Source organism: Pseudomonas batumici, from assembly GCF_036585405.1.
In the GTDB taxonomy this organism is placed as follows: domain Bacteria; phylum Pseudomonadota; class Gammaproteobacteria; order Pseudomonadales; family Pseudomonadaceae; genus Aquipseudomonas; species Aquipseudomonas batumici.
The window spans coordinates 2,222,237-2,244,385 of the sequence record NZ_CP144470.1 but is presented as its reverse complement, the minus strand read 5'-3'; the positions used below and the strand labels follow the sequence as shown (position 1 = coordinate 2,244,385).

General features: G+C 62.2%; 18 protein-coding genes. 12 read left to right on the top strand and 6 right to left on the bottom strand.

Features of this window, described 5'->3' with window-relative positions; genetic code table 11:
- Window positions 1–3 precede the first annotated feature (3 nt).
- Window positions 4–849: an AAA family ATPase gene (locus NUH87_RS09985; RefSeq protein WP_040065136.1), complete on the bottom strand. Its 846-nt coding sequence runs from the start codon at window positions 847–849 to the stop codon at window positions 4–6.
- Window positions 850–1,096: 247 nt separating this feature from the next.
- Between NUH87_RS09985 and cysK the strand changes: the two genes are divergently transcribed.
- The 3 genes from cysK (at window position 1,097) to NUH87_RS09970 (ending at window position 4,454) form a co-directional block, all read left to right on the top strand.
- On the top strand, window positions 1,097–2,071 hold the full coding sequence (cysK, locus tag NUH87_RS09980) for a cysteine synthase A (RefSeq protein WP_338525809.1): 975 nt from the start codon (window positions 1,097–1,099) through the stop codon (window positions 2,069–2,071).
- Window positions 2,072–2,307: 236 nt separating this feature from the next.
- Window positions 2,308–3,246, top strand: coding sequence for an aspartyl/asparaginyl beta-hydroxylase domain-containing protein (locus NUH87_RS09975; RefSeq protein ID WP_338525807.1), 939 nt, complete (start codon window positions 2,308–2,310; stop codon window positions 3,244–3,246).
- Window positions 3,247–3,590: 344 nt separating this feature from the next.
- Window positions 3,591–4,454, top strand: coding sequence for a DMT family transporter (locus tag NUH87_RS09970; RefSeq protein ID WP_338525805.1), 864 nt, complete (start codon window positions 3,591–3,593; stop codon window positions 4,452–4,454).
- A gap of 65 nt (window positions 4,455–4,519) precedes the next feature.
- Here the strand turns inward: NUH87_RS09970 and NUH87_RS09965 are convergent, their stop codons facing one another.
- Window positions 4,520–5,431: a DMT family transporter gene (locus NUH87_RS09965; RefSeq protein WP_338525804.1), complete on the bottom strand. Its 912-nt coding sequence runs from the start codon at window positions 5,429–5,431 to the stop codon at window positions 4,520–4,522.
- A 143-nt stretch (window positions 5,432–5,574) separates the two neighbouring features.
- Between NUH87_RS09965 and aceK the strand changes: the two genes are divergently transcribed.
- The 7 genes from aceK to NUH87_RS09930 all read left to right on the top strand — a co-directional run bounded on the left by aceK (window position 5,575) and on the right by NUH87_RS09930 (window position 16,594).
- Window positions 5,575–7,296: a bifunctional isocitrate dehydrogenase kinase/phosphatase gene (gene aceK / locus NUH87_RS09960; RefSeq protein WP_338525803.1), complete on the top strand. Its 1,722-nt coding sequence runs from the start codon at window positions 5,575–5,577 to the stop codon at window positions 7,294–7,296.
- A 97-nt stretch (window positions 7,297–7,393) separates the two neighbouring features.
- A complete protein-coding gene (hrpA, locus tag NUH87_RS09955; protein ID WP_338525802.1) occupies window positions 7,394–11,305 on the top strand; it encodes an ATP-dependent RNA helicase HrpA in 3,912 nt (1,303 codons plus the stop codon).
- Window positions 11,306–11,524: 219 nt separating this feature from the next.
- Window positions 11,525–12,646 (top strand): beta-ketoacyl-ACP synthase III, encoded by a 1,122-nt coding sequence (locus tag NUH87_RS09950; RefSeq protein WP_338525801.1) that lies wholly within the window; start codon window positions 11,525–11,527, stop codon window positions 12,644–12,646.
- A gap of 69 nt (window positions 12,647–12,715) precedes the next feature.
- On the top strand, window positions 12,716–13,327 hold the full coding sequence (locus tag NUH87_RS09945; protein WP_040065149.1) for an RNA polymerase sigma factor: 612 nt from the start codon (window positions 12,716–12,718) through the stop codon (window positions 13,325–13,327).
- Window positions 13,321–13,560 (top strand): zf-HC2 domain-containing protein, encoded by a 240-nt coding sequence (locus tag NUH87_RS09940; protein ID WP_338525798.1) that lies wholly within the window; start codon window positions 13,321–13,323, stop codon window positions 13,558–13,560. The genes NUH87_RS09945 and NUH87_RS09940 overlap by 7 nt, the downstream gene beginning before the upstream one ends.
- A 243-nt stretch (window positions 13,561–13,803) precedes the next feature.
- Window positions 13,804–15,177: an OprD family porin gene (locus tag NUH87_RS09935; protein WP_338525797.1), complete on the top strand. Its 1,374-nt coding sequence runs from the start codon at window positions 13,804–13,806 to the stop codon at window positions 15,175–15,177.
- A 292-nt stretch (window positions 15,178–15,469) separates the two neighbouring features.
- Window positions 15,470–16,594: a GNAT family N-acetyltransferase gene (locus NUH87_RS09930; protein ID WP_338525796.1), complete on the top strand. Its 1,125-nt coding sequence runs from the start codon at window positions 15,470–15,472 to the stop codon at window positions 16,592–16,594.
- 31 nt (window positions 16,595–16,625) lie between these two features.
- On the opposite strand, the gene NUH87_RS09925 is transcribed toward NUH87_RS09930, so the two are convergent.
- The 4 genes from NUH87_RS09925 to NUH87_RS09910 all read right to left on the bottom strand — a co-directional run bounded on the left by NUH87_RS09925 (window position 16,626) and on the right by NUH87_RS09910 (window position 20,855).
- Window positions 16,626–18,458 carry an ABC transporter ATP-binding protein gene (locus NUH87_RS09925; protein ID WP_338525795.1) on the bottom strand — a complete coding sequence of 611 codons (1,833 nt, stop codon included), beginning with the start codon at window positions 18,456–18,458 and terminating at the stop codon, window positions 16,626–16,628.
- An 85-nt stretch (window positions 18,459–18,543) separates the two neighbouring features.
- Window positions 18,544–19,110 (bottom strand): peptidylprolyl isomerase, encoded by a 567-nt coding sequence (locus NUH87_RS09920; RefSeq protein ID WP_338525794.1) that lies wholly within the window; start codon window positions 19,108–19,110, stop codon window positions 18,544–18,546.
- A gap of 3 nt (window positions 19,111–19,113) precedes the next feature.
- Entirely contained in the window at window positions 19,114–19,917 is an 804-nt protein-coding gene (locus NUH87_RS09915) for an alpha/beta hydrolase (protein ID WP_338525792.1), read from the bottom strand.
- A 14-nt stretch (window positions 19,918–19,931) separates the two neighbouring features.
- A complete protein-coding gene (locus NUH87_RS09910) occupies window positions 19,932–20,855 on the bottom strand; it encodes a LysR family transcriptional regulator (RefSeq protein WP_040065166.1) in 924 nt (307 codons plus the stop codon).
- Window positions 20,856–20,904: 49 nt separating this feature from the next.
- Between NUH87_RS09910 and NUH87_RS09905 the strand changes: the two genes are divergently transcribed.
- Together NUH87_RS09905 and NUH87_RS09900 are read left to right on the top strand one after the other, a co-directional pair.
- Window positions 20,905–21,219, top strand: a complete 315-nt coding sequence (locus NUH87_RS09905; protein WP_338525791.1) for a 3-phosphoglycerate kinase — start codon at window positions 20,905–20,907, stop codon at window positions 21,217–21,219.
- Window positions 21,220–21,367: 148 nt separating this feature from the next.
- Window positions 21,368–21,967: an FMN-dependent NADH-azoreductase gene (locus NUH87_RS09900; protein WP_338525790.1), complete on the top strand. Its 600-nt coding sequence runs from the start codon at window positions 21,368–21,370 to the stop codon at window positions 21,965–21,967.
- Window positions 21,968–22,149 lie beyond the last annotated feature (182 nt).

Here is a 22,149-nt window from a genome sequence, read left to right as displayed (position 1 = left end):
AACTTAACGGCTGCCGCGACGGCTCATGAACGCGAGGCGTTCGAGCAACTGCACGTCTTGCTCGTTTTTCACCAGGGCGCCGGCCAGGGGCGGAATGGCCTTGGTCGGATCGCGTTCGCGCAACACCGCTTCGCCGATGTTGTCGGCCATCAGCAGCTTCAGCCAGTCCACCAGTTCCGAGGTCGACGGCTTTTTCTTCAGGCCCGGGACCTTGCGCACGTCGAAGAACACGTCGAGGGCTTCACTGACCAGGTCCTTCTTGATGTCCGGGTAGTGCACGTCGACGATCTTCTGCAGGGTGACTCGGTCCGGGAAGGCGATGTAGTGGAAGAAGCAGCGGCGCAGGAAGGCGTCCGGCAGCTCTTTCTCGTTGTTGGAGGTGATGATGATGATCGGGCGTTTCTTCGCCTTGATGGTTTCATCGATCTCGTAGACGTAGAACTCCATCTTGTCGAGTTCTTGCAGCAGGTCGTTGGGGAACTCGATATCGGCCTTGTCGATTTCGTCGATCAGCAGGATCACTCGCTCGTCGGATTCGAAGGCCTCCCACAGCTTGCCCTTTTTCAGGTAGTTGCGTACGTCATGGACCTTGTCCACGCCCAGTTGCGAGTCGCGCAGGCGGCTGACCGCGTCGTACTCGTAAAGGCCCTGGTGCGCCTTGGTGGTGGACTTGATGTGCCAGGTGATCAGCTTGGCGCCGAAGGATTCGGCCAGTTGCTCGGCCAGCATGGTCTTGCCGGTGCCGGGTTCGCCCTTGACCAGCAGCGGACGCTCCAGGGTGATAGCGGCATTCACGGCCAGCTTCAGGTCATCGGTGGCGACGTAGGCCTGGGTGCCTTCGAACTTCATCTGCAATTCCTCGGACGATAACGCCGGCCTGGTTTGACGGCGGGCGGAAAAAAATCATGCCTGACTATAACGCGGCGCCCGGTCGAGTGTGAACGCAGACGGCTTATTCAGTCTCTGAATGGGGCGTCAGATCCTGACCCGGTCGGTCGCGGGCCACCGCCCCGGGGTTTGTCATGACTGGACGCCTGCAACCCTGAGGCATAACCTTGAAGATTCCTGTCAACGCTGCCTATCAAGGACCCCCGTCATGAGCCGTATCTTTGCCGACAACGCGCACTCCATCGGTAACACGCCGCTGATCAAGATCAACCGTATCGCACCCCGTGGCGTGACGATCCTGGCCAAGATCGAAGGGCGTAACCCGGGGTACTCGGTGAAGTGCCGGATCGGCGCCAACATGATCTGGGACGCCGAAGGTAGCGGCAAACTCAAGCCGGGCATGACCATCGTCGAACCGACCTCCGGCAACACCGGCATCGGCCTGGCCTTCGTGGCCGCCGCGCGGGGCTACAAGCTCCTGCTGACCATGCCGTCGTCCATGAGCCTGGAGCGGCGCAAGGTGCTCAAGGCGCTGGGCGCGGAGCTGGTGCTGACCGAGCCGGCCAAGGGCATGAAAGGTGCCATCGAAAAGGCTGCGGAGATTGTCGCGAGCGACCCGGCCCAATACTTCATGCCGGCCCAGTTCGAAAACCCGGCCAACCCGGCCATCCATGAAAAGACCACGGGGCCGGAAATCTGGAACGATACCGAGGGCGCGGTGGACGTGCTGGTGGCCGGCGTGGGCACTGGCGGGACCATCACGGGGGTTTCGCGCTATATCAAGCTGACCAAGCATAAGCCGATCCTGTCGGTGGCGGTGGAACCGGCGACCTCGCCGGTCATCAGCCAGACCCTGGCCGGGGCGGAGGTCAAGCCGAGCCCGCACAAGATCCAGGGGATCGGCGCCGGTTTCGTGCCGAAAAACCTCGACCTGGCGATGGTGGACCGGGTGGAACTGGTGACCGACGAAGAATCCAAGGCGATGGCCCTGCGGCTGATGCAGGAAGAGGGGATTCTCAGTGGTATTTCCTGCGGCGCGGCCATGGCCGTTGCCGTGCGGTTGGCGCAGACGCCGGAAATGCAGGGCAAGACCATCGTGGTGGTGCTGCCGGACTCCGGTGAGCGTTACCTGTCGAGCATGTTGTTCAGCGATCTGTTCAGCGAGCAGGAGACCCAGCAATAACCCCGCTGCTGACGCACGCAGGCAACACAGGGCAGGGCGATATCCGCTGATCTGGATCAGCTACCGTTCAGCGGTTTCCTGTTAAACAGGGGCTTTATTACCGGATCGGCAATGTTGAATCTGTAAAGCCATGGGTTTTTCCCGGCGCCGGTAATGTTTATCATGGCCGGCTGCCACGTCGGGTGAGTCAAGCGGTACAGGCCACTCGTGCGTTGCCCATTTTCGAGGAGTGTTGAATGACCTTTTCCTTTGCCGCCAAGGCCGCAGTCCTGCTGCTGTTCCTGGGCAGTACGCTTTATGTGCATCTGCGCGGCAAGGCGCGGTTGCCCCTGTTGCGTCAGTTCGTCAACCATTCCGCTGCTTTCGCGCCTTACAACGCCTTGATGTACCTGTTTTCCGGCGTACCGTCCAAACCTTACCTGGACCGCAGCAAGTTTCCCGAGCTGGATGTGCTCAAGGACAACTGGGAGGTGATCCGCGAAGAGGCCATGCATCTGTTCGATGAAGGCTATATCCGCGCCGCCGAGAAGAACAACGATGCCGGTTTCGGCTCGTTCTTCAAGAAGGGCTGGAAGCGTTTCTACCTCAAGTGGTACGACAAGCCCCTGCCGTCGGCCGAGCTGCTGTGCCCGAAAACCGTGGCGCTGGTGAATGCCATTCCCAACGTCAAGGGCGCGATGTTCGCCCTGTTGCCCGGTGGCAGCCACCTCAACCCGCATCGTGACCCGTTTGCCGGTTCCCTGCGCTATCACCTGGGCCTGTCGACGCCGAACTCCGACGACTGCCGGATTTTCGTCGACGGCCAGGTCTACGCCTGGCGCGACGGTGAAGACGTGATGTTCGACGAGACCTACGTGCACTGGGTCAAGAACGAAACCGAGCAGACCCGCGTCATTCTGTTCTGCGATATCGAGCGACCGTTGAGCAGCCGTTTCATGACCGCGGTCAACCGCCGGGTCAGTGCCTTCCTCGGCCGCGCCACGGCCCCGCAGAACCTCGATGACGAGCGGGTCGGCGGCATCAACCAGGTCTATGCCTGGAGCAAGCGCTCCAGCGACCGCCTCAGCGGCTTGGTCAAGCGCTTCAAGCGTGCCAATCCCAAGGCGTATCGCGCCCTGCGCCCGGTGCTGGCGGTGGTGGTGTTCGCGGCCCTCGGTTATTGGTTGTTCGGCTGACCTGTTGCAATGGATCCCGAGCGCTGGTTATAGTCGGCGCTCGGTGTTTCAACCGATTCACCCTCCTCAAGAAGATCAGCACATGCCCGGTTCCTTTCTCGATGCGGTAGTCGATTCAGCGGTCAACGCTGTGGTCGTGCCGTGCGGGAACCAGCAGCCTGTGCAGATCAGTCACTACCCCCACCTGTCAGTAGCACGCCGGTGTACGCAGTCGTATCACCGCCGGGTGTTGGCTTTTCGGGCTGATCGGCAGTCTTTGCCGTTCCCCCGTGCCCGCCTGAAAAAACTACTGAATGTTCAGCCTTGTGCTGAATCGGCTTTTGCCTGAATCACGGGTGGTATCCATGTTGGCTTTTTCAAGACAATCCGCAACCGCGGCGGCCTCGACGAGTCTGTTTGTCCTGCTCTGGAGCAGCGGGGCGATCTTCTCCAAATGGGGGCTGGCCCACGCCTCGCCGTTCGCTTTCCTGTTGATCCGTTTCTGCATCGCCCTGTCGGGATTGGTGGTGTTGGTCCCGTTGCTCAAGTTCAAGTTGCCCCGGGTGGGCTGGCCGCTGCTTTATGCCGCGGCCACCGGCCTGGTGTTGCTGGGGGCTTATCAGATCTTCTATCTGCTGGCCCTGGACCTGAAGGTCACGCCTGGCGTCATGGCGACGATCATGGGGGTGCAACCGATCCTGACGGCGGTGCTGATGGAGCGTCGACGCTCCTGGAGCCGGATGTTCGGCTTGGGCCTGGGGCTGGCGGGGCTGATCCTGGTGGTCTACCAGGGCATCGGCCTGGCCGGCATGTCCCTGGCCGGGATGCTGTTCGGTCTGCTGGCCCTAGCCAGCATGACCGCGGGCTCCATCATGCAGAAGCGCATCACCGATAATCCCCTGGGCACGCTGCCGGTGCAGTACCTGGCCGGGTTGCTGCTGTGCGGGATCTTCGTGCCGTTCCAGCCGTTCCACTTCGAAACCGGCAGCGGCTTTATCCTGCCTGTGCTGTGGATGGGACTGGTGGTGTCGGTGCTGGCGACCCTGTTGCTGTACCGGCTGATTGCCCGGGGCAACCTGGTCAATGTCACCAGTCTGTTCTACTTGGTGCCGGCGGTGACGGCGGTGATGGACTACCTGATCTTCGGTAATCGGTTGGCGGCCCTGAGCCTGCTCGGTATGGGGCTGATCATCGTCGGGTTGGTGTTCGTGTTCCGCAAGGGCGCTTGACGACAGGTAGGCAGCGGTTTGCCTGCGATAGCGATGGTGAGTCTGCCATCGCTATCGCCACAACATTACCGGTCAGCCACGCTGGCCGCCTTCAGCGTCGCGCCGGGCTTCAACACCAGCCACAACGCCAGCGCAATCAACACCCCGCCATACAGGTGGGCCAGCGACAGCGGCTCGTCGAGAAACAACGCCCCCCACAACACGCCGAACGCCGGAATCATGAAGGTCACGGTCATCGACTTGACCGGGCCGATATCGCTCATCAGCTTGAAGTACATGATGTAGGCAAACGCCGTACACACCAGGCCGAGGCCCAGCAGCGACAACCAGACACTGATCCCGCCCCAACTGGCTGGAGGATGGGCAATGACGCTGTAACCGAAGAACGGCAAGATCACCAGGGTCGCGCCGAACATGCTGCCCATGGCCGATAGCCTTGGATCGAGACCGCCCTGATGGTCGAGCCAGCGGCGAGTCAGGAAGCCGGCGAACCCATAGCTGGTGGTGGCCAGCAGGCATGCCGCGGCGCCCATCAACAATTCAAGGTTGAAGGTCACAGGCCCCGCGCGGGTCAGCACCGCGACCCCGAACAGGCCGAGGAAGATCCCAACCAGCTTGTTCAGGCTCAGTTTTTCATGGAAGAACAGGCCTCCGATCAGCACGCCCATCAGCGGCGTGGTGGCATTGAAGATCGAGGAGTAGCCGGCCGGCAGCACCTGGGCGGCGACCGAGTACAGCGTCGCCGGCAACCCGGAGTTGATCACGCCGAGCATCAGGCAGACCTTGAATTTGCCTTTGAAGTCCCAGTTGACGTGCATCAGCGCGAGGATCAGCAGCAAGCCGACAGCCGCGATCGAGACGCGGAAAAAGGCGGTTGGAAAGGCGCCGAGCACGGGGGCAATGATCCGCATGAACAGGAAGCTGGCGCCCCAGACAGCGGCCAGCATGAACATGCGCAGAATATCGACGGGTCTCACGATGGCTTCCTTGGCAGGGTAGGGCGAGCAAGTGTCACCGCATGTAACTGGCAAGGCAATGGTTGCGTTGCCTGAGTGTTGGCCTCTAAGCTCAGGCGACTCGCTTGCGACACCATTTCGAACAATAACGCAGGGGTTCCACTATGCCGCAGCCATGGCCGGCCGCTGATATCGCCCGCATGATCCTCGATGGCTTCGACGATTACCGCGAACACTTTCGTCAGATCACCGACGGCGCCCGTGGCCGCTTCGAAGGCGCCCGCTGGCAGGAAGCGCAGGCGGCTTCGACGGCGCGGATCAACCTGTACGAAGAGAAGGTCAGCGAGATCAATGCCCGACTGCGCGCCGGTTTCGAGGCCAGCACCTTGCTCGATGTCACGCTCTGGCCGCTGGTGAAAAGCGCCTATATCGACCTGATCGACCTGCGCTTCGACGATGAGCTGGCGGAGACCTGGTACAACTCGGCCTTTTGCGGATTGTTCAGCCACGACCTGATCAGCGACGGCTGCATGTTCATCCACACCACCCGGCCCTCGTTACACCGGACGCGGGCGGCGCAGACCCGTACCTACCGGCCCGAAGGCGATTTGTCGGGTATGCTCGAACAGGTCTTCGCCGACTACGGCTTCAGCGAGGCCTATGCCGATTTGCCGGGGGACCTGCGGCGCCTTGAAGCCCAGTTGCGGGAAAACCTGCCGGACTGGGTGTGCAAGGATCCCGAGTTGAGTGTCGAACTGTTCTCCTCGGTGCTCTACCGCAACAAGGGCGCCTACCTGGTGGGGCGGATCTTCACCCCGGATGAACAATGGCCGTTGGTGATCCCGTTGCTGCACCGTGAAGGGCGGGGCATCCAGATCGATGCCCTGATCACCGACGAGGCCGAGGTGTCGATCATCTTTTCCTTCACCCGCTCCTATTTCATGGTGGATGTGCCGGTACCGGCGGAGTTCATCGGCTTTCTCAAGCGCATCCTGCCGGGTAAGCATATCGCCGAGCTGTACACCTCCATCGGCTTCTACAAGCATGGCAAGTCCGAGTTCTACCGGGCGCTGATCAATCACCTGGCCAACACCGACGACCGTTTCATCATGGCCCCGGGTGTGCGCGGCATGGTCATGAGCGTGTTTACCCTGCCGGGGTTCAACACCGTGTTCAAGATCATCAAGGACCGCTTTTCGCCGTCGAAGAACGTCGACCGCGCCACGGTGATCGAGAAGTACCGCCTGGTGAAGCGTGTCGATCGGGTCGGGCGCATGGCCGATACCCAGGAGTTCGCCGATTTCCGCTTTCCCTTGAGCAAGTTCGAGCCGGCGTGCCTGGAGGAATTGCTGGAAGTGGCGCCGTCCACGGTGCAGCTCGAAGGGGATACGGTGCTGGTCCGCCATTGCTGGACCGAGCGGCGCATGACCCCGCTGAACCTGTACCTGGACAACGCCAACGATGCCCAGGTTCGCGAGGCGCTGGAGGACTATGGCCTGGCGATCAAGCAACTGGCGGCCGCGAATATCTTTCCCGGCGACATGCTGCTGAAGAACTTCGGCGTGACCCGCCATGGTCGCGTGGTGTTCTACGACTACGACGAGATCTGCTTCCTGACCGAAGCCAACTTTCGGCACATCCCCGCGCCGCGCACGCCCGAGGATGAAATGGCCTCCGAACCCTGGTATTCCATCGGGCCGCTGGACGTGTTCCCGGAGGAGTTCCCGCCCTTCCTGTTCGCCGATATGGCACAGCGCCGGCTGTTCGACCGGTTGCATGGCGAGCTCTACGACGCCGACTACTGGAAAGGCCTGCAAGAGGCGATTCGGGCGGGCAAGGTGATCGATGTGTTTCCGTATCGGCGCAAGGATCGGGACGACGAATGACCCGTCAGGGCTGTTCGGGCATGCAGTTGGCATCATTTTTCAGCGCAAATCTGCGACAATCCGCGCCTGCCTAAAATAGACGACCTTTGCGTACCTGATGACTGACGAATCGCCCGCTATCGACCAACTGCTGAAAAACCTCGACCAGGCCATGATCACCGACCGCCATCGGTTGCGGCGGCAGTTGCTCGAGTTGCGCAAGAAGCCCGACGAAAGCAAGTTGACCCAGTGGGTCGAGCGGATGCAGGCGTCCTGTGCCCAGGTCACGGCCCGGGGCAACAGCGTGCCGCTGATTCGTTATGACGACAGCCTGCCCATCGCCGCCAAGCGCGACGAGATCAAGGACGCCCTGCTCAAGCACCAGGTGCTGATCATTGCCGGCGAAACCGGCTCGGGCAAGACCACCCAGTTGCCGAAGATCTGCCTGGAAATCGGTCGTGGCCGGCATGGCCTGATTGGCCACACCCAGCCGCGCCGGATCGCGGCGCGCAGTGTGGCGAGCCGGGTCGCCGACGAGTTGGCCACGCCCCTCGGCGCGCTGGTCGGCTATCAGGTGCGCTTCGAAGACCAGAGCGACGCCAATACCCTGATCAAGCTGATGACCGACGGTATCCTGCTGGCGGAAACCCAGAATGACCGCTACCTGGAACGCTACGACACGATCATCGTCGATGAGGCCCACGAGCGCAGCCTGAACATCGATTTCCTGCTGGGCTACCTGAAAACCCTGCTGCCCCGGCGTCCGGACCTGAAGGTCATCATCACCTCGGCCACTATCGACCTGGAGCGTTTTTCCAAACACTTCGACGATGCGCCGATTGTCGAAGTGTCCGGGCGCACCTTCCCGGTGGACACCTGGTATCGCCCGCTGACTTCGGAACAGGATGAAGAGGGCAACAGCGTCGAGGATGACCTGAGCGTGGACCAGGCGATTCTCGCCACCCTCGACGAGATCGCCGCCTTCGAGCGCAGCGAGCGCAAGAGCCCCGGGGATGTGCTGGTGTTCCTGCCCGGCGAGCGGGAGATTCGCGACGCCGCGGACATGCTGCGCAAGGCCCAACTCAAGCACACCGAGATCCTTCCTTTATATGCACGGCTGTCGCCGGCCGAGCAGCAGCGGATTTTCCAGTCCCATCCGGGGCGTCGCGTGGTGCTGGCGACCAACGTCGCGGAAACCTCGCTGACTGTGCCGGGTATCCGCTACGTGATCGACAGCGGTACGGCGCGCATCAGCCGCTACAGCTACCGCGCCAAGGTCCAGCGCCTGCCGATCGAAGCGGTTTCCCAGGCCAGCGCCAACCAGCGCAAGGGCCGTTGCGGGCGGGTCGAGCCGGGTATCTGCGTACGCCTGTACAGCGAGGACGACTTCAACGGACGTCCGGAATTCACCGACCCGGAGATCCTGCGTACCAACCTCGCGGCGGTGATCCTGCAGATGCTGCACCTGCGTCTCGGCGAAATCACCGCGTTTCCGTTTATCGAACCGCCGGACGGCAAGGCCATCAGCGACGGTTTCAACCTGCTGCAGGAGCTGTCGGCGGTCACCCGCGAGAACCAGCTGACCCAGCTGGGCCGACAACTGGCGCGCCTGCCGGTGGACCCGCGCATGGGCCGCATGTTGCTGGAGGCGGCCAAGCTCGGCAGCCTGCAGGAAGTGCTGATCGTCGCCAGCGCCATGTCGGTGCAGGACCCGCGGGAGCGTCCGCCCGAGCGCCAGCAGGCCGCCGACCAGGCCCACGCACAGTGGAAGGACGTGGACTCGGACTTCGCCGGGTTGATCAATGTCTGGCGTGGTTTCGAAGAGCAGCGCCAGGCCCTGGGCGCCAGTGCGTTGCGCAACTGGTGCCGCAAGAACTTCCTCAATTACCTGCGCATGCGCGAGTGGCGCGACTCCCATCGCCAGTTGGGCTTGATCTGCCGCGACCTGCAGTTGAGCGTCAACAAGGAACCGGCGGACTATCCCAAGCTGCACAAGGCGGTGTTGTCCGGGCTGCTGAGCCAGATCGGCCAGAAGACCGAAGACGGCGACTACCTGGGCGCGCGCCAGCGGCGTTTCTGGGTTCACCCGTCCTCGGGGCTGGGCCGCAAGCGTCCGCAATGGCTGATGACCGCCGAGCTGGTGGAAACCACCAAGCTCTACGCGCGCATGGTCGCCAAGATCGAGCCGGACTGGATCGAACCCCTGGCCGGGCACCTGATCAAGAAGAACCACTTCGAGCCCCATTGGGAGAAGAAGCGTGGCCAGGTCGTGGCCTTCGAGCAGATCACCCTGTTCGGCCTGATCGTGGTCGGGCGGCGTCCGGTGCACTTCGGTCCCGTCGACCCGGTGGCCTCCCGCGAGCTGTTTATTCGCGAGGCGCTGGTGCGCGGCGAGATTCAATCGAAAGCCAAGTGCCTGAGTGCCAACCAGCAACTGCTCGAACAACTCGACGAGCTGGAGGCCAAGGCCCGACGTCGCGACATCCTGGCCGATGAAGAAACCCTGTTCGCCTTCTACGACGCGCGCCTGCCGGCGGAGATTCATCAGACCGCGACCTTCGACAGCTGGTATCGGGTCAACAGCCAGAAAGACCCGCAACTGTTGATCATGCGCGAAGAGGACGTGCTCGCCCGCGAAGCCAGTGAGGTCACCGCCGCGCACTATCCGGACACCTTGCACCTGGGTGACCTGGCCCTGGCGCTGAGTTATCACTTCGAGCCCAACCATCCGCGCGATGGCGTGACCCTGCGGGTGCCGGCACCGCTGTTGCCGGCCCTGCCCGGCGAGCGCCTGGAGTGGCTGGTGCCGGGGGTGATCGAAGCCAAGTGCATCGCCCTGGTGCGCAACCTGCCCAAGGCCTTGCGCAAGAACTTCGTGCCGGTGCCGGACTTCGTCAAGGCGGCGCTGCAACGGATCGACTTTGCCGAGGGCTCGCTGCCCCAGGCCCTGGGCCGCGAGCTGCTGCGCATGACCGGCGCGCGGGTCAGCGACGAAGCCTGGGCCGAGGCGGCGCAGCAGGTGGAAAGCCATCTGCGGATGAACCTGGAAATCGTCGACGCCCAGGGCAAGTTCCTCGGCGAGGGGCGTGACCTGGCGGAGCTGACGGCGCGGTTTGCCCAAGCCAGCCAGGCGGCCCTGGCCGTGCCGCAAACCGCGAAGAGCCAGCAACCGGTAAAGGCCAGGGAGTTTGCCACGGTGGCCCAGAGCACCCAGCAGAAGATCGCCGGGTTGTCGATGACGGTGTACCCGGCGCTGGTGGAGGAGGGCGGTACGGTCAAGGAGGGACGCTTCTCCACCCCGGCCGAAGCCGAGTTCCAGCATCGCCGGGCCTTGCAGCGCCTGTTGATGCAGCAGTTGGCCGAGTCGGCGAAGTTCCTGCGCGGCAAGCTGCCGGGCCTGACCGAGCTGGGCTTGCTGTACCGTGAATTGGGACGGGTCGAGGCGCTGGTCGAAGACATCCTGTTGGCGAGCCTCGACAGCTGCGTGCTGGAGGGGGAGGACAGCCTGCCGCGTGATGGCGTGGGACTGGCGTCCCTGGCCGAACGCAAGCGCGGCGCCTGGACCGAGCATGCCGAGCGCCTGGCCCGCCTGAGCCTGGAGATCCTCAAGCTCTGGCACGGTCTGCAAAAACGCTTCAAGGGCAAGATCGACCTGGCCCAGGCAGTGGCACTCAATGACATCAAGCAGCAACTGAGCCAGTTGGTCTATCCCGGTTTCGTTCGAGAGACGCCGGGGGCCTGGCTCAAGGAGTTGCCGCGATATCTCAAGGCCATTGAGCTGCGCCTGGAGAAACTGCCGGCCCAGGTGCAGAAGGATCGGGTCTGGAGCACCGAACTGTCAGGGCTTTGGACCCAGTACCAGGCGCGCGCCGCCAAGCATGCCCAGGAAGGCAAGCGCGACCCGCAACTGGAGCTTTACCGCTGGTGGCTGGAGGAATACCGGGTGTCGCTGTTTGCCCAGCAGTTGGGGACCAAGGCGCCGATTTCGGACAAGCGCCTGGGCAAGCAATGGAGTCAGGTCGAAGCCTGATGCGCAGCAGGTCATTGATTTCGGCCCTAGGGCCAAATCCCGATGTTTATGGCACACTTGACGACTATAAATGCCGATTTCAGGGTTCGAGCGCTGGCTGCCCGACCCGGTCGGAAGAAAACGACTCCAGGCCCTTTCCCGTTTTGACGGGATTGGCCCTTTTATGTGTTGGTACGAATGTACCAGTGCTTTCTGCCTGAACAGAATAGAGGAACGAGCGTGCATAACGTCGTCATCAGCGGCACCGGCCTGTACACCCCGGCCAACAGCATTTCCAACGATGAGCTGGTGCAGTCTTTCAACACCTATGTGCAACAGTTCAACCTCGAAAACGCCGCCGCCATCGAGCGCGGCGAGGTTCAGGCCCTGACCGAGTCCAGCGCCGCGTTCATCGAGAAGGCCTCCGGTATCAAGAGCCGTTTCGTGATGAACAAGGAGGGCATCCTCGATCCGCAGCGCATGAAGCCGCGCCTGCCCGAGCGCTCCAACGACGAGTGGTCGATCCTTTGCCAGATGGCCATCGGTGCCGCCGAACAGGCCTTGCAGCGCGCAGGCAAGACCGCCGCCGACATCGACGGGGTGATCGTCGCCTGCTCGAACCTGCAACGGGCCTACCCGGCAGTGGCCATCGAAGTCCAGGAAGCCCTCGGCATCCAGGGCTTCGGCTTCGACATGAACGTCGCCTGCTCTTCGGCGACCTTCGGCATCCAGGCCGCCAGCAACAGCATTCAACTGGGCCAGGCCCGGGCGATCCTGATGGTCAACCCGGAAATCTGCACCGGTCACCTGAACTTCCGCGACCGTGACAGCCATTTCATTTTCGGCGATGCCGCGACGGCGGTGATCCTGGAGCGGGCTGACCTGGCGACCTCGCCCTATCAGTTCGACATCGTCGGCACCAAGCTGTTGACCAAGTTCTCCAACAACATCCGCAACAACTTCGGCTTCCTCAACCGCGCGGCGGAAGAGGGCGTCGATGCCGCGGACAAACTGTTTGTCCAGGAAGGTCGCAAGGTGTTCCGTGACGTCTGCCCGATGGTGGCGGAACTCATCGCCGCGCATCTGCAGGAGAACCAGTTGAATATCGGCGATGTGAAGCGCTTCTGGCTGCACCAGGCCAACCTCAGCATGAACCACCTGATCGTCAAGAAACTGCTGGGTCGCGAGGCCACGGAAGAAGAAGCGCCGGTGATTCTCGATACCTACGCCAACACCAGCTCGGCCGGTTCCGTGATCGCGTTCCACAAGAACCAGGACGACCTGGCTTCCGGCTCGCTGGCAGTCCTCAGCTCGTTCGGTGCCGGTTACTCGATCGGTAGCGTGATCCTGCGCAAGCGCTGATTGCGCTGGGGTATGCCTCGGACTTGTGGCTGCATTGGATTGACGTGGATCTTGAACCCGAGGTTGTGAATGGCGGCGCCCGACGATACTCAGTTGCTTGAACGCTTGCTGGCGGGCGAGCAAAAGGCCTACAAGGAGTTGGTCAGTACCTATCAGAGCGCCATGCGGGCGGTGGCCTATGCCATTGTCGGCAGCCGGCAGGCCGATGAAGCGGTGCAGGATGCCTGGCTGGCGGTGGTTCGCAACCTGGCGGGCTTCCAGGGGCGCTCCAGTCTCAAGACCTGGTTGCTGACCATCACCGCCAATGCGGCGAAGAACCGCTACAAGCAGAATCGTCGCGAGGTGCTGCTGGATGACCTTCCGTCACCCCACGGCACTATCGGCGACGAACGGTTTGCCGCTGACGGCCATTGGGCCCTGGCCCCGCACGCCTGGCATGAGGACACCCCCGAGGCCCTGCTCAGCGAGGATGAGTTGCGCCAATGCCTGGAACATACTCTGTTGAGCTTGTCCGAGTTGCAGAGCAGTGTCTTGTTGTTGCGTGAACGCCAGGGGTTGGAGCTGGAGGAGATCTGTAATCTTCTGGGGATCTCGCTCTCCAATGTCAGGGTGCTGTTGCACCGGGCACGATTGAAAGTCTTCGCAACCGTGGAGCATTTTGAGGAGACCGGCGAATGCTGACCTGCAAGGAACAAGTGGCGCGTTCCAGCGATTATCTCGATGGCCAGTTGAGCTTTCGTGAGCGCCTGATGGTGCGCCATCACCTGATGTTCTGCCCCAACTGCCGGCGTTTCATCCGGCAGATGCGCTTGATGCAGGCCACGCTCAAGCAAATGCCCGAACCGCCGGTCGAAAACCTCGAGGCCTTGTCCGCGCAACTGGCCGCAGAGCGCCGGGATGCCGGAAAGCCGTAGTTTCAAAAAGCCACTACTTTTCTGCCGAAGCCCTTTAGACCAGGGCTTTGCGCCAGGTTGTGTTTGTTGCAAAAAGTTCCTCTGTCACAAAAGCTTAATACTTCAGCAACTGCGCTGACATAACCCCACGCCAAGATTCCCTCCCAACAAAGCAGGTCAGGCCCGGCAATGGCTGCGCACCCGCGTGATGGCATCGGACGCCACGAAAAGACCCGAAAAAATTTGAATCCAGAGGAGCGAAACATGAACAAGTGCACCTTGGCCCTGGCAGTGGCCGTGGGGGTTTTGTCCCAGCAGGCGTATGCCGAAGGGCAAGCTGACGCGAAAGGTTTTATCGAAGGTGCTACGTCGACCCTGGGTCTGCGTAACTACTACATCAACACCGATAACCGTAGCGGGAAACCTGCTCAAAGCTTGAACTCGGAATGGGGCCAAGGCTTCGATCTTCGTTTCAACTCCGGCTACACCCAAGGTACCGTAGGTTTCGGCCTGGATGTGATCGCCCTGGAAGGTATCCGACTGGACACTGGTGGTGGTTCCAACGGTGCGACCAAAACCTCGGCTGGCGGTACAGTATTCCCGACCGAAGCCACCGGCACTAAAAACGGTGTCAAGGCGGTCAATGACTTCGGTAGCGTGGGTCTGACCGGCAAGGTCCGCGTTTCGCAGACCGAACTGAAGATCGGTACCCTGCTGCCGAACAACCCGGTGGTCAAGTACAACGACGGCCGCCTGCTGCCACAAACCTTCACCGGTGGCGAGCTGAAATCGAACGAGATCAAGGACCTGACCCTGACTCTCGGCCAGCTTGAGAAGGCCAAGGGCCGTAACTCGAGCAACGACGAAGACCTGTCGATCGCCGGTGCAAACGCCAGCTCGAACTACTCCCAGGGCACCCCGGGCCGGTTCAGCAACAAGTTCCAGTACGCCGGTGCTGACTACAAGATCACCAAGGATCTGGTCGCTTCGTACTACTACGGCGAGCTGAAGGACTTCTACTCGCAGAATTTCCTGGGGCTGGTACACAACTGGGCCATCGGTCCTGGCGTACTGAAAAGCGACCTGCGTTACTACCGTAGCCGCGATGACGGCGCCAACGGTAGCGACAAAAACTTCTTCACCACTGGCTATTACGGCGGTGGCGTCACCAAGGGCAAGGTCGACAACGACCTGTACAGCTACCTGGGCCTGTACTCGATCGAAGGTCACACCTTCGGCGCGGGTTATCAGTACACCAAAGGCGACAGCGATTTCCCATGGTTGAACCAGGGTGACGGCTCGTCGAACAGCACCATCACCGACATGCAGATCCAGAAGTTCGCCCGTGCCGGCGAGCGTACCTGGCAAGCTCGTTACGCCTATGACTTCGCCAAGGTTGGCGTACCTGGCCTGACCGCAGGCATCATCTACCTGCACGGCGACAATATCCAGAACGCCGCTGGCAACCAGAGTGAGTGGGAACGCGACATCAGCGTTTCCTACGTGATTCCTGAAGGTACCTTCAAGAACCTCGGCTTTGCCTGGAAAAACGCCATGTGGCGTACCAGCACTACTGTTGCCTCCAGCGACCAGGACGAAAACCGTCTGATCGTCAGCTACACGATTCCACTGTTGTAAGCTCCGCTCTTTTTACGCCCTGCTCGACAGACTGTCGCGCGGGGCGTTTTTTTGTCCGGCTTTTGGACACGCCGATACATACCCGCAAAGCCCCAGCCGTTCAGCCCGGCCGCTGTCCAGGAAGCTTTCCGGAATGGTGTTCCCAGGCGACTTTCAAGTCCAATGAATTAGTTTTTAATATTCCATTGCCGACGGACCTTCAGGCCTTACCTGTTTTCCATTCCAGCTGTCGCCCTTCCTGCCACACTTGCGCGATACTTCCTCTGCGTGTTGCACCTGCCTGGGGATATCGATGCCGTTACAACGCCTGCAAAGCCTCTCCGACGTCGCTGCCGAGCAATGGGATGCGCTGGTACCCGATGGCCAGCCATTTCTTCGTCACGCCTTCCTGGGTGCCCTGGAGGACAGCGGTAGCCTCGGTCCGCAGTCGGGCTGGCGGCCGGAGCATTTGCTGCACGTGGAGAACGGTCGGCTGGTGGCGGCCTTGCCGAGTTATCGCAAATGGCACTCCTATGGCGAGTATGTGTTCGACCACGGCTGGGCCGATGCCTGTAAGCGAGCGGGGATTGCCTACTATCCCAAGCTGCTGAGCGCCGTGCCGTTCAGTCCGGTCGGCGGCGCGCGGCTGCTGGCGGCCAGGGCCGAGGACGGTTTCGAACTGCTGGCCGCCTTGCCCGGCTATCTGGAGATCGAGGAACTCTCCAGCGCCCATGTCAACTTCACCGATGCCCTGGCCGACACCGCCCTGGGCGAACAACCCGGCTGGTTGCAGCGTTACGGTTGCCAGTTTCATTGGCGGAACCGCGGCTACCGGGATTTCCAGGACTTCCTCGATGCCTTGAGTTCGCGCAAGCGCAAGCAGATGCGCAAGGAGCGCGAGCAGGTCGCCGGGCAGGGGTTCGATTTCCAATGGCTGGAAGGCCATGAGTTGAGCGAGGCACAGTGGGACTTCGTCTACGCCTGCTATGCCAATACCTATGCGGTACGACGCCAGGCGCCCTACCTGACCCGGGCGTTCTTCAGCCTGCTGGCCGAGCGCATGCCCGAGTCGATCCGGGTGTGCCTGGCCAGGCAGGGCGGACGACCTGTGGCCATGGCCTTCAGCCTGATCGGCGGCGACAGTTTCTACGGTCGTTACTGGGGCTGCCTGGCGGAGTTCGACCGGCTGCATTTCGAAACCTGCTTCTACCAGGGCATGGACTACGCCATCGCCCAGGGCCTGCAACGCTTCGATGCGGGGGCCCAGGGCGAGCACAAGCTGATTCGCGGCTTCGAACCGATGATCACCCATTCCTGGCACTACCTGCGGCATCCGGGACTGCGGGCGGCGGTGAAGGATTTCCTGGCGCAGGAGCGGCCGGGGATCCTGGCCTATGCCGAAGAAGCGAGGGCAGCGCTGCCCTATCGGCAGGCCTGAGCGGTCGACCGTGCCCCTCCAGGCGCGGTCTTCAATCGATCCCGACAAAACCTCCAGTCTGGTGTCGCCACAGGCGCGCATACAGGCCGCCATGGGCCAGCAGTTCGGCATGGCTGCCGGTTTCGGCGATCCGGCCGTTTTCCAGCACCACCAGCCGGTCCATGCGGGCAATGGTGGACAGGCGGTGGGCAATGGCGATCACCGTCTTGCCTTCCATCAGGGTTTCCAGGCTCTCCTGGATCGCCGCCTCCACTTCCGAGTCCAGGGCCGAGGTCGCTTCGTCCATGATCAGGATCGGCGCGTCCTTGAGCAGCACCCGGGCAATGGCGATGCGCTGGCGCTGGCCGCCGGACAGTTTCACGCCGCGCTCGCCGACGTGGGCGTCGAAGCCGGTGCGACCCTGGGCATCCGAGAGCAGCGGGATGAATTCGTCGGCCCGCGCCTTGCGCACTGCTTCCCAGAGTTCGTCATCGCTGGCGTCGGGCTTGCCGTACAGCAGGTTTTCGCGGATCGAGCGGTGCAGCAGCGAAGTGTCCTGGGTAATCATGCCGATGCGTTCGCGCAGGCTTTCCTGGGCGACTTCGGCAATGTTCTGGCCATCCACCAGGATACGCCCGCCCTGCAGGTCGTAGAGTCGCAGCAGCAGGTTGACCAGGGTCGACTTGCCGGCACCCGAAGGACCGATCAGGCCGATCTTCTCTCCGGGAGCGATGACCAGGTTGAGATCGCCGATGACCCCGCTACGTTTGCCGTAGTGAAACTCCACATGCTCGAAACGCACTTCGCCCTGGCTGACGGCCAGGTGTGGCGCCTGTTCGCGGTCGGTGACGCTGACCGGTTGGGCGATGGTTTGCAGGCCATCCTGGACCATGCCGATATTTTCGAAGATGCCGTTGACCACCCACATGATCCAGCCGGACATGTTGACGATGCGGATCACCAGGCCGGTGGCCAGGGCGATGGCACCGACCGAGATCAGCGACTGGGTCCACAGCCACAGGGCAAGGCCCGTGGTGGTGACGATCAGCAGCCCGTTCAGGCTGGTGATGGTCACGTCCATGCTGGTCACCACCCGTGATGCCAGCTGGGTTTTCTCGGTCTGCTCCACCAGGGCCTCGCGGGCGTACTGCTGCTCGAAGCGGGTGTGGGCGAAGAGTTTCAGGGTGGTGATATTGGTGTAGCCGTCGACGATCCGCCCCATCAGCTTGGAGCGGGCGTCGGAGGACACCACGGCGCGGGCCTTCACCCGTGGGACGAAGTAGTACAGGGCGGCGATGTAGCAGGCGACCCAACCCAGCAGCGGGATCATCAGGCGCCAGTCGGCCTCGGCGAACAGCACCAGGGAGCCGAGGGTATAGATCAGCACATGCCAGAGGGCGTCCACGGCCTGTACCGCGGAGTCGCGCAGCGAGTTGCCGGTCTGCATGATGCGCTGGGCGATGCGCCCGGCGAAGTCGTTCTGGAAGAAATTGATGCTCTGCTTGAGCACGTAGCTGTGGTTCTGCCAGCGGATCAGGCTGGTCATGCCCGGGCTGATGGTCTGGTGCACCAGCAGGTCGTGCAGGCCGAAGAAGATCGGTCGCAGCAGCAGTGCCACGACGGTCATCCACAGCAGTTCGCGGCCATGGAGCTGGAAGAAGTCGCTACCGGGCGTGCCTTGGGCCAGGTCGATGATGCGGCTCAGGTAGCTGAACAGCGCCACCTCGATCAGCGCCGCGACCAGCCCGACGATCAGCAGGGCGACGAAACTGGGCCAGACCTGACGCAGGTAATACAGGTAGAACGGCAGGACCTTGTTCGGCGGAGCGGCGGTGGGGGCGTCGCGAAAAATGTCGATCAGTTGTTCAAAACGACGATAGAGCATGGGTTCTGACGCCCGTCAGCCGGGCTCTCCTTGAAGGTAAGGCGGCGCAAGCCCCGGGCGCCCGGCCTGAAGCTTGCGCCTGCCATTAGTCGATGCGCTTGGCCGACTTGATATACACCGGATCCGCCGGCACGTCGGACATGCCTTGCTTGGTGGTGGTGGGCGAGTTGACGATGATATCGACCACTTCCATGCCCTTGACCACCTTGGCGAAGACCGCATAACCGGCATCGCGGCCCGGGTCGAGGAAGTCATTGTCCTTCACGTTGATGAAGAACTGGCTGGTGGCCGAGTTCGGATCCGAGGTGCGCGCCATCGACAAGCTGCCGCGCACGTTGTGCAGGCCGTTGCTGGCTTCGTTCCTGATCGGCGCCTCGGTCGGCTTCTGCACCATCTGCGCGGTGAAGCCACCGCCCTGGACCATGAAGCCCGGGATCACCCGGTGGAAAATCGTGTTGTTGTAGAAGCCCTTGTCGACATAGGCGAGGAAGTTCTGGGTACTGATCGGTGCGTGGACCGGGTCCAGCTCGATTTCAATGGTGCCGTTGGTGGTCACCAGTTCTACGTGGGGCGCCTTGGCGGCATCGGTGGCGGCCATCAGGTTGGCGGCGAACAGTACGGAGCCGGTGAACAGGGCGATTTTTTTCAGCATGGTTCAGTGATCCTGAGGGGTGGTTTCGACTGCGCTTAGAAACTCGAGCAGGGTTTGGTTGAAGACCTGGGGTTGATCCAGCGGCGTGGCGTGACGGGAGTCGGCAATCACCACCAGGCGCGCATCGGGGATCAGTTTGACATAGCTTTGCTTCAGCGCGACCGGTGTGTAGTCGTGGTCGGCGCTGACGATCAGGGTTGGACAGGTGATCCGGGCAAGTCGTTCCTGGACACCCCAGCCGACGATGGCGTCGAAGCTGGCGAGATAAGCACGTTTGTCGTTGGTTGCCCAGCGCTCGGTTATCTTGCGCCGCAAGTCGGCCTGTCCGGGCTTGGGAAACAACACCCGGCCGAGGATCCTGCCGATGTTGCGCAGGCCCAGCAGCCGCCCGAGGATCCAGCGCGAGGCCCATTGCAGGTAGTCGCCAGGCTTGCGCACCTTGACCTCGGGCATGCTGTTGACCACGCACAGGCTGCTGAGTGCCTGCGGCTGGTCCACCGCCAGCTGGAAGCCGATCATCCCGCCCATGGAGATGCCCACCAGGTGCACGCGGTCCAGCTTCAGGTGTTCGATCAGGGCGAGCACATCGGCGCTGTACCCGGCGATGCTGTAGCGCTGCCGGGGCTTGTCGGAGCGACCGTGGCCGCGCATGTCCATGAGGATAACCCTGTAGTGCGCGGCCAGTGCCGGCACCTGCATTTCCCAGTCCAGGGTGCTCGAGCCCAGGCCGTGTACCAGCAGCACGGGCGCGCCGTGGCCGTACTCCTCGTAGTGCAGCGTACAACCTTCATGTTCGAAATAGGCCATCGGTCAACGTCCTGTCAGGCTTGCTGGGGCGCAGCGAACGGGGCGTCCAGCGGTGCGGTGTCGAAGGTGCGCAGCAGTTCGACCAGAATCTGCGTGGCCGGTCCCAGGGGTTTGTCCTTGTTCGAGTACAGATAGAACGTCGGGTGGCGGCTGCCGCCCTGATCCAACGGTAGCACCTTGAGCAGACCCTCCCGGATTTCCCGTTCGATCATGTGCCGGGGCAGCCAGGCGAAGCCCAGGCCGTTGCCGATGAAGGTGGCGGCGGTGGCCAGGCTGCCGACGGTCCAGCGCTGCTCGGCGCCGAGCCAGCCGACATCGCGCGGCTGCTGGCGACCGGAGTCACGGATCACCACCTGCAGCTGGCTTTCCAGGTCCTGGAAGGTCAGCGTGCGTTGCAGGCGGTGCAGGGCGTGTTCCGGATGGGCGACGGCGACGAATTCCACCGCGCTCATCTCGGTGCCCAGGTAACCGGGGATATTGAAACCGCTGATGGCCAGGTCCGCGACGCCTTCGAGCAGGACTTCTTCCACGCCGGACAGCACTTCCTCGCGCAGGCGCACGCGGCAGCCGCGGCTTTGCGGCATGAACGCGGTCAGCGCACGGACCAGGCGGGCATTGGGGTAGGCGGCATCCACCACCAGGCGTACCTCGGCTTCCCAGCCCTGTTCCATATGGTGGGCCAGGTCTTCCAGTTGGCTGGCCTGTTTCACCAGTTGCCGGGAGCGGCGCAGCAGCACGCCGCCGGCTTCGGTGAGCACCGCCTTGCGCCCGTCGATGCGCAGCAGCGGCACGCCGAGCTGATCCTGCATGCGGGCCACGGTATAGCTGACGGACGACTGCGAACGGTGCAGGGCTTCGGCGGCCTGGGCGAAGCCACCGTGATCGACCACCGCCTGCAGTGTTCGCCATTGATCAAGGGTCACGCGGGGCGCTTTCAAGTTGGGTTCCTCTTGTCCTAAGCTGGCAGCCCTTACTGGAGGCTGTCGAATGAGAAAAATCGGTTGTGTGTTGCTGGCCCTGCTGCCCTTGACGGCATGGGCTTATCCCATCGAAGTCGAAAAACACCTCAACGGCCTGGGCATCGACTACAAGGCCTTCGATACCGATGCGGATATCGGCTCCATCCTGGTGAACAACCACGGCAAGACCGATGCCCGCTGCACGGTGGTCTTCCGTAATGGACCCGAGTCCCCGCGGACCCGCAAGATCGAGGTGCCGGCCGGACAGAGCAAGAACGCCACCGCCAAATTCACCCGCGGCATCATCACGCTGCGCCTGGACCTGACCTGCGTACCGAAATGAAACCGGCGGGGCATTCTGCCAAGCATGCTCCGCCTATCAACAAATTTATAGATAGGTTGCAGTCATTTTTTCGGCTTTTTTATCGGTTAATCGCTGTTTAATCTCCAGTCCATCGACTTACAGCCCCTAGCGATGGAGCCTACATCCCATGTCCCGCGTACTCATTATTGAAAGCAGCGCCCGTCAGCAAGACTCGGTTTCCCGCCAGTTGACCCAGCAGTTCATCGGTCAATGGCAAGCCGCTCACCCGGCCGACCCGATCACCGTCCGTGACCTGGCGACCGATCCGGTCCCACATCTGGACAGCCACCTGCTGGGCGGCTGGATGAAGCCCGCCGAGCAGCGCACGGATATCGAGAAGGCCTCGCTTGCGCGCTCCAACCAGCTGACCGACGAGTTGCTGGCGGCGGACGTGCTGGTGCTGGCCGCGCCGATGTACAACTTTGCGATCCCGAGCACCCTCAAGGCCTGGCTCGATCATGTGCTGCGGGCCGGCCTGACCTTCAAGTACACCGACACCGGTCCGCAGGGTCTGCTGGTCGGCAAGCGAGCCTATGTCCTGACCGCCCGTGGCGGGTTGTATGCCGGTGGCACCAACGATCATCAGGAACCCTACCTGCGCCAGGTGCTGGCGTTCATCGGTATCTATGACGTCACCTTCATTCACGCCGAAGGCCTGAACATGGGTGGTGACTTCCAGGAAAAAGGCCTGAACCAGGCCAAGGCCCGGCTGGCACAGGTGGCTTGAAGGCTTAATGTTCAGCTAATCGCCGGTTGTTTTAGTGTCGCCAGCGATATAGCTGTTCAAGTAGCCCCTTCACGTTGTTCGCGCATCGAACCTCCCTTTGCACTGGTTGCTCCCTGAGTGCATGCAACCCGATCCGGCCGCCTGGCCCGATCGGGTTTTTTTTTGTCCCTGGATTCCTTGTG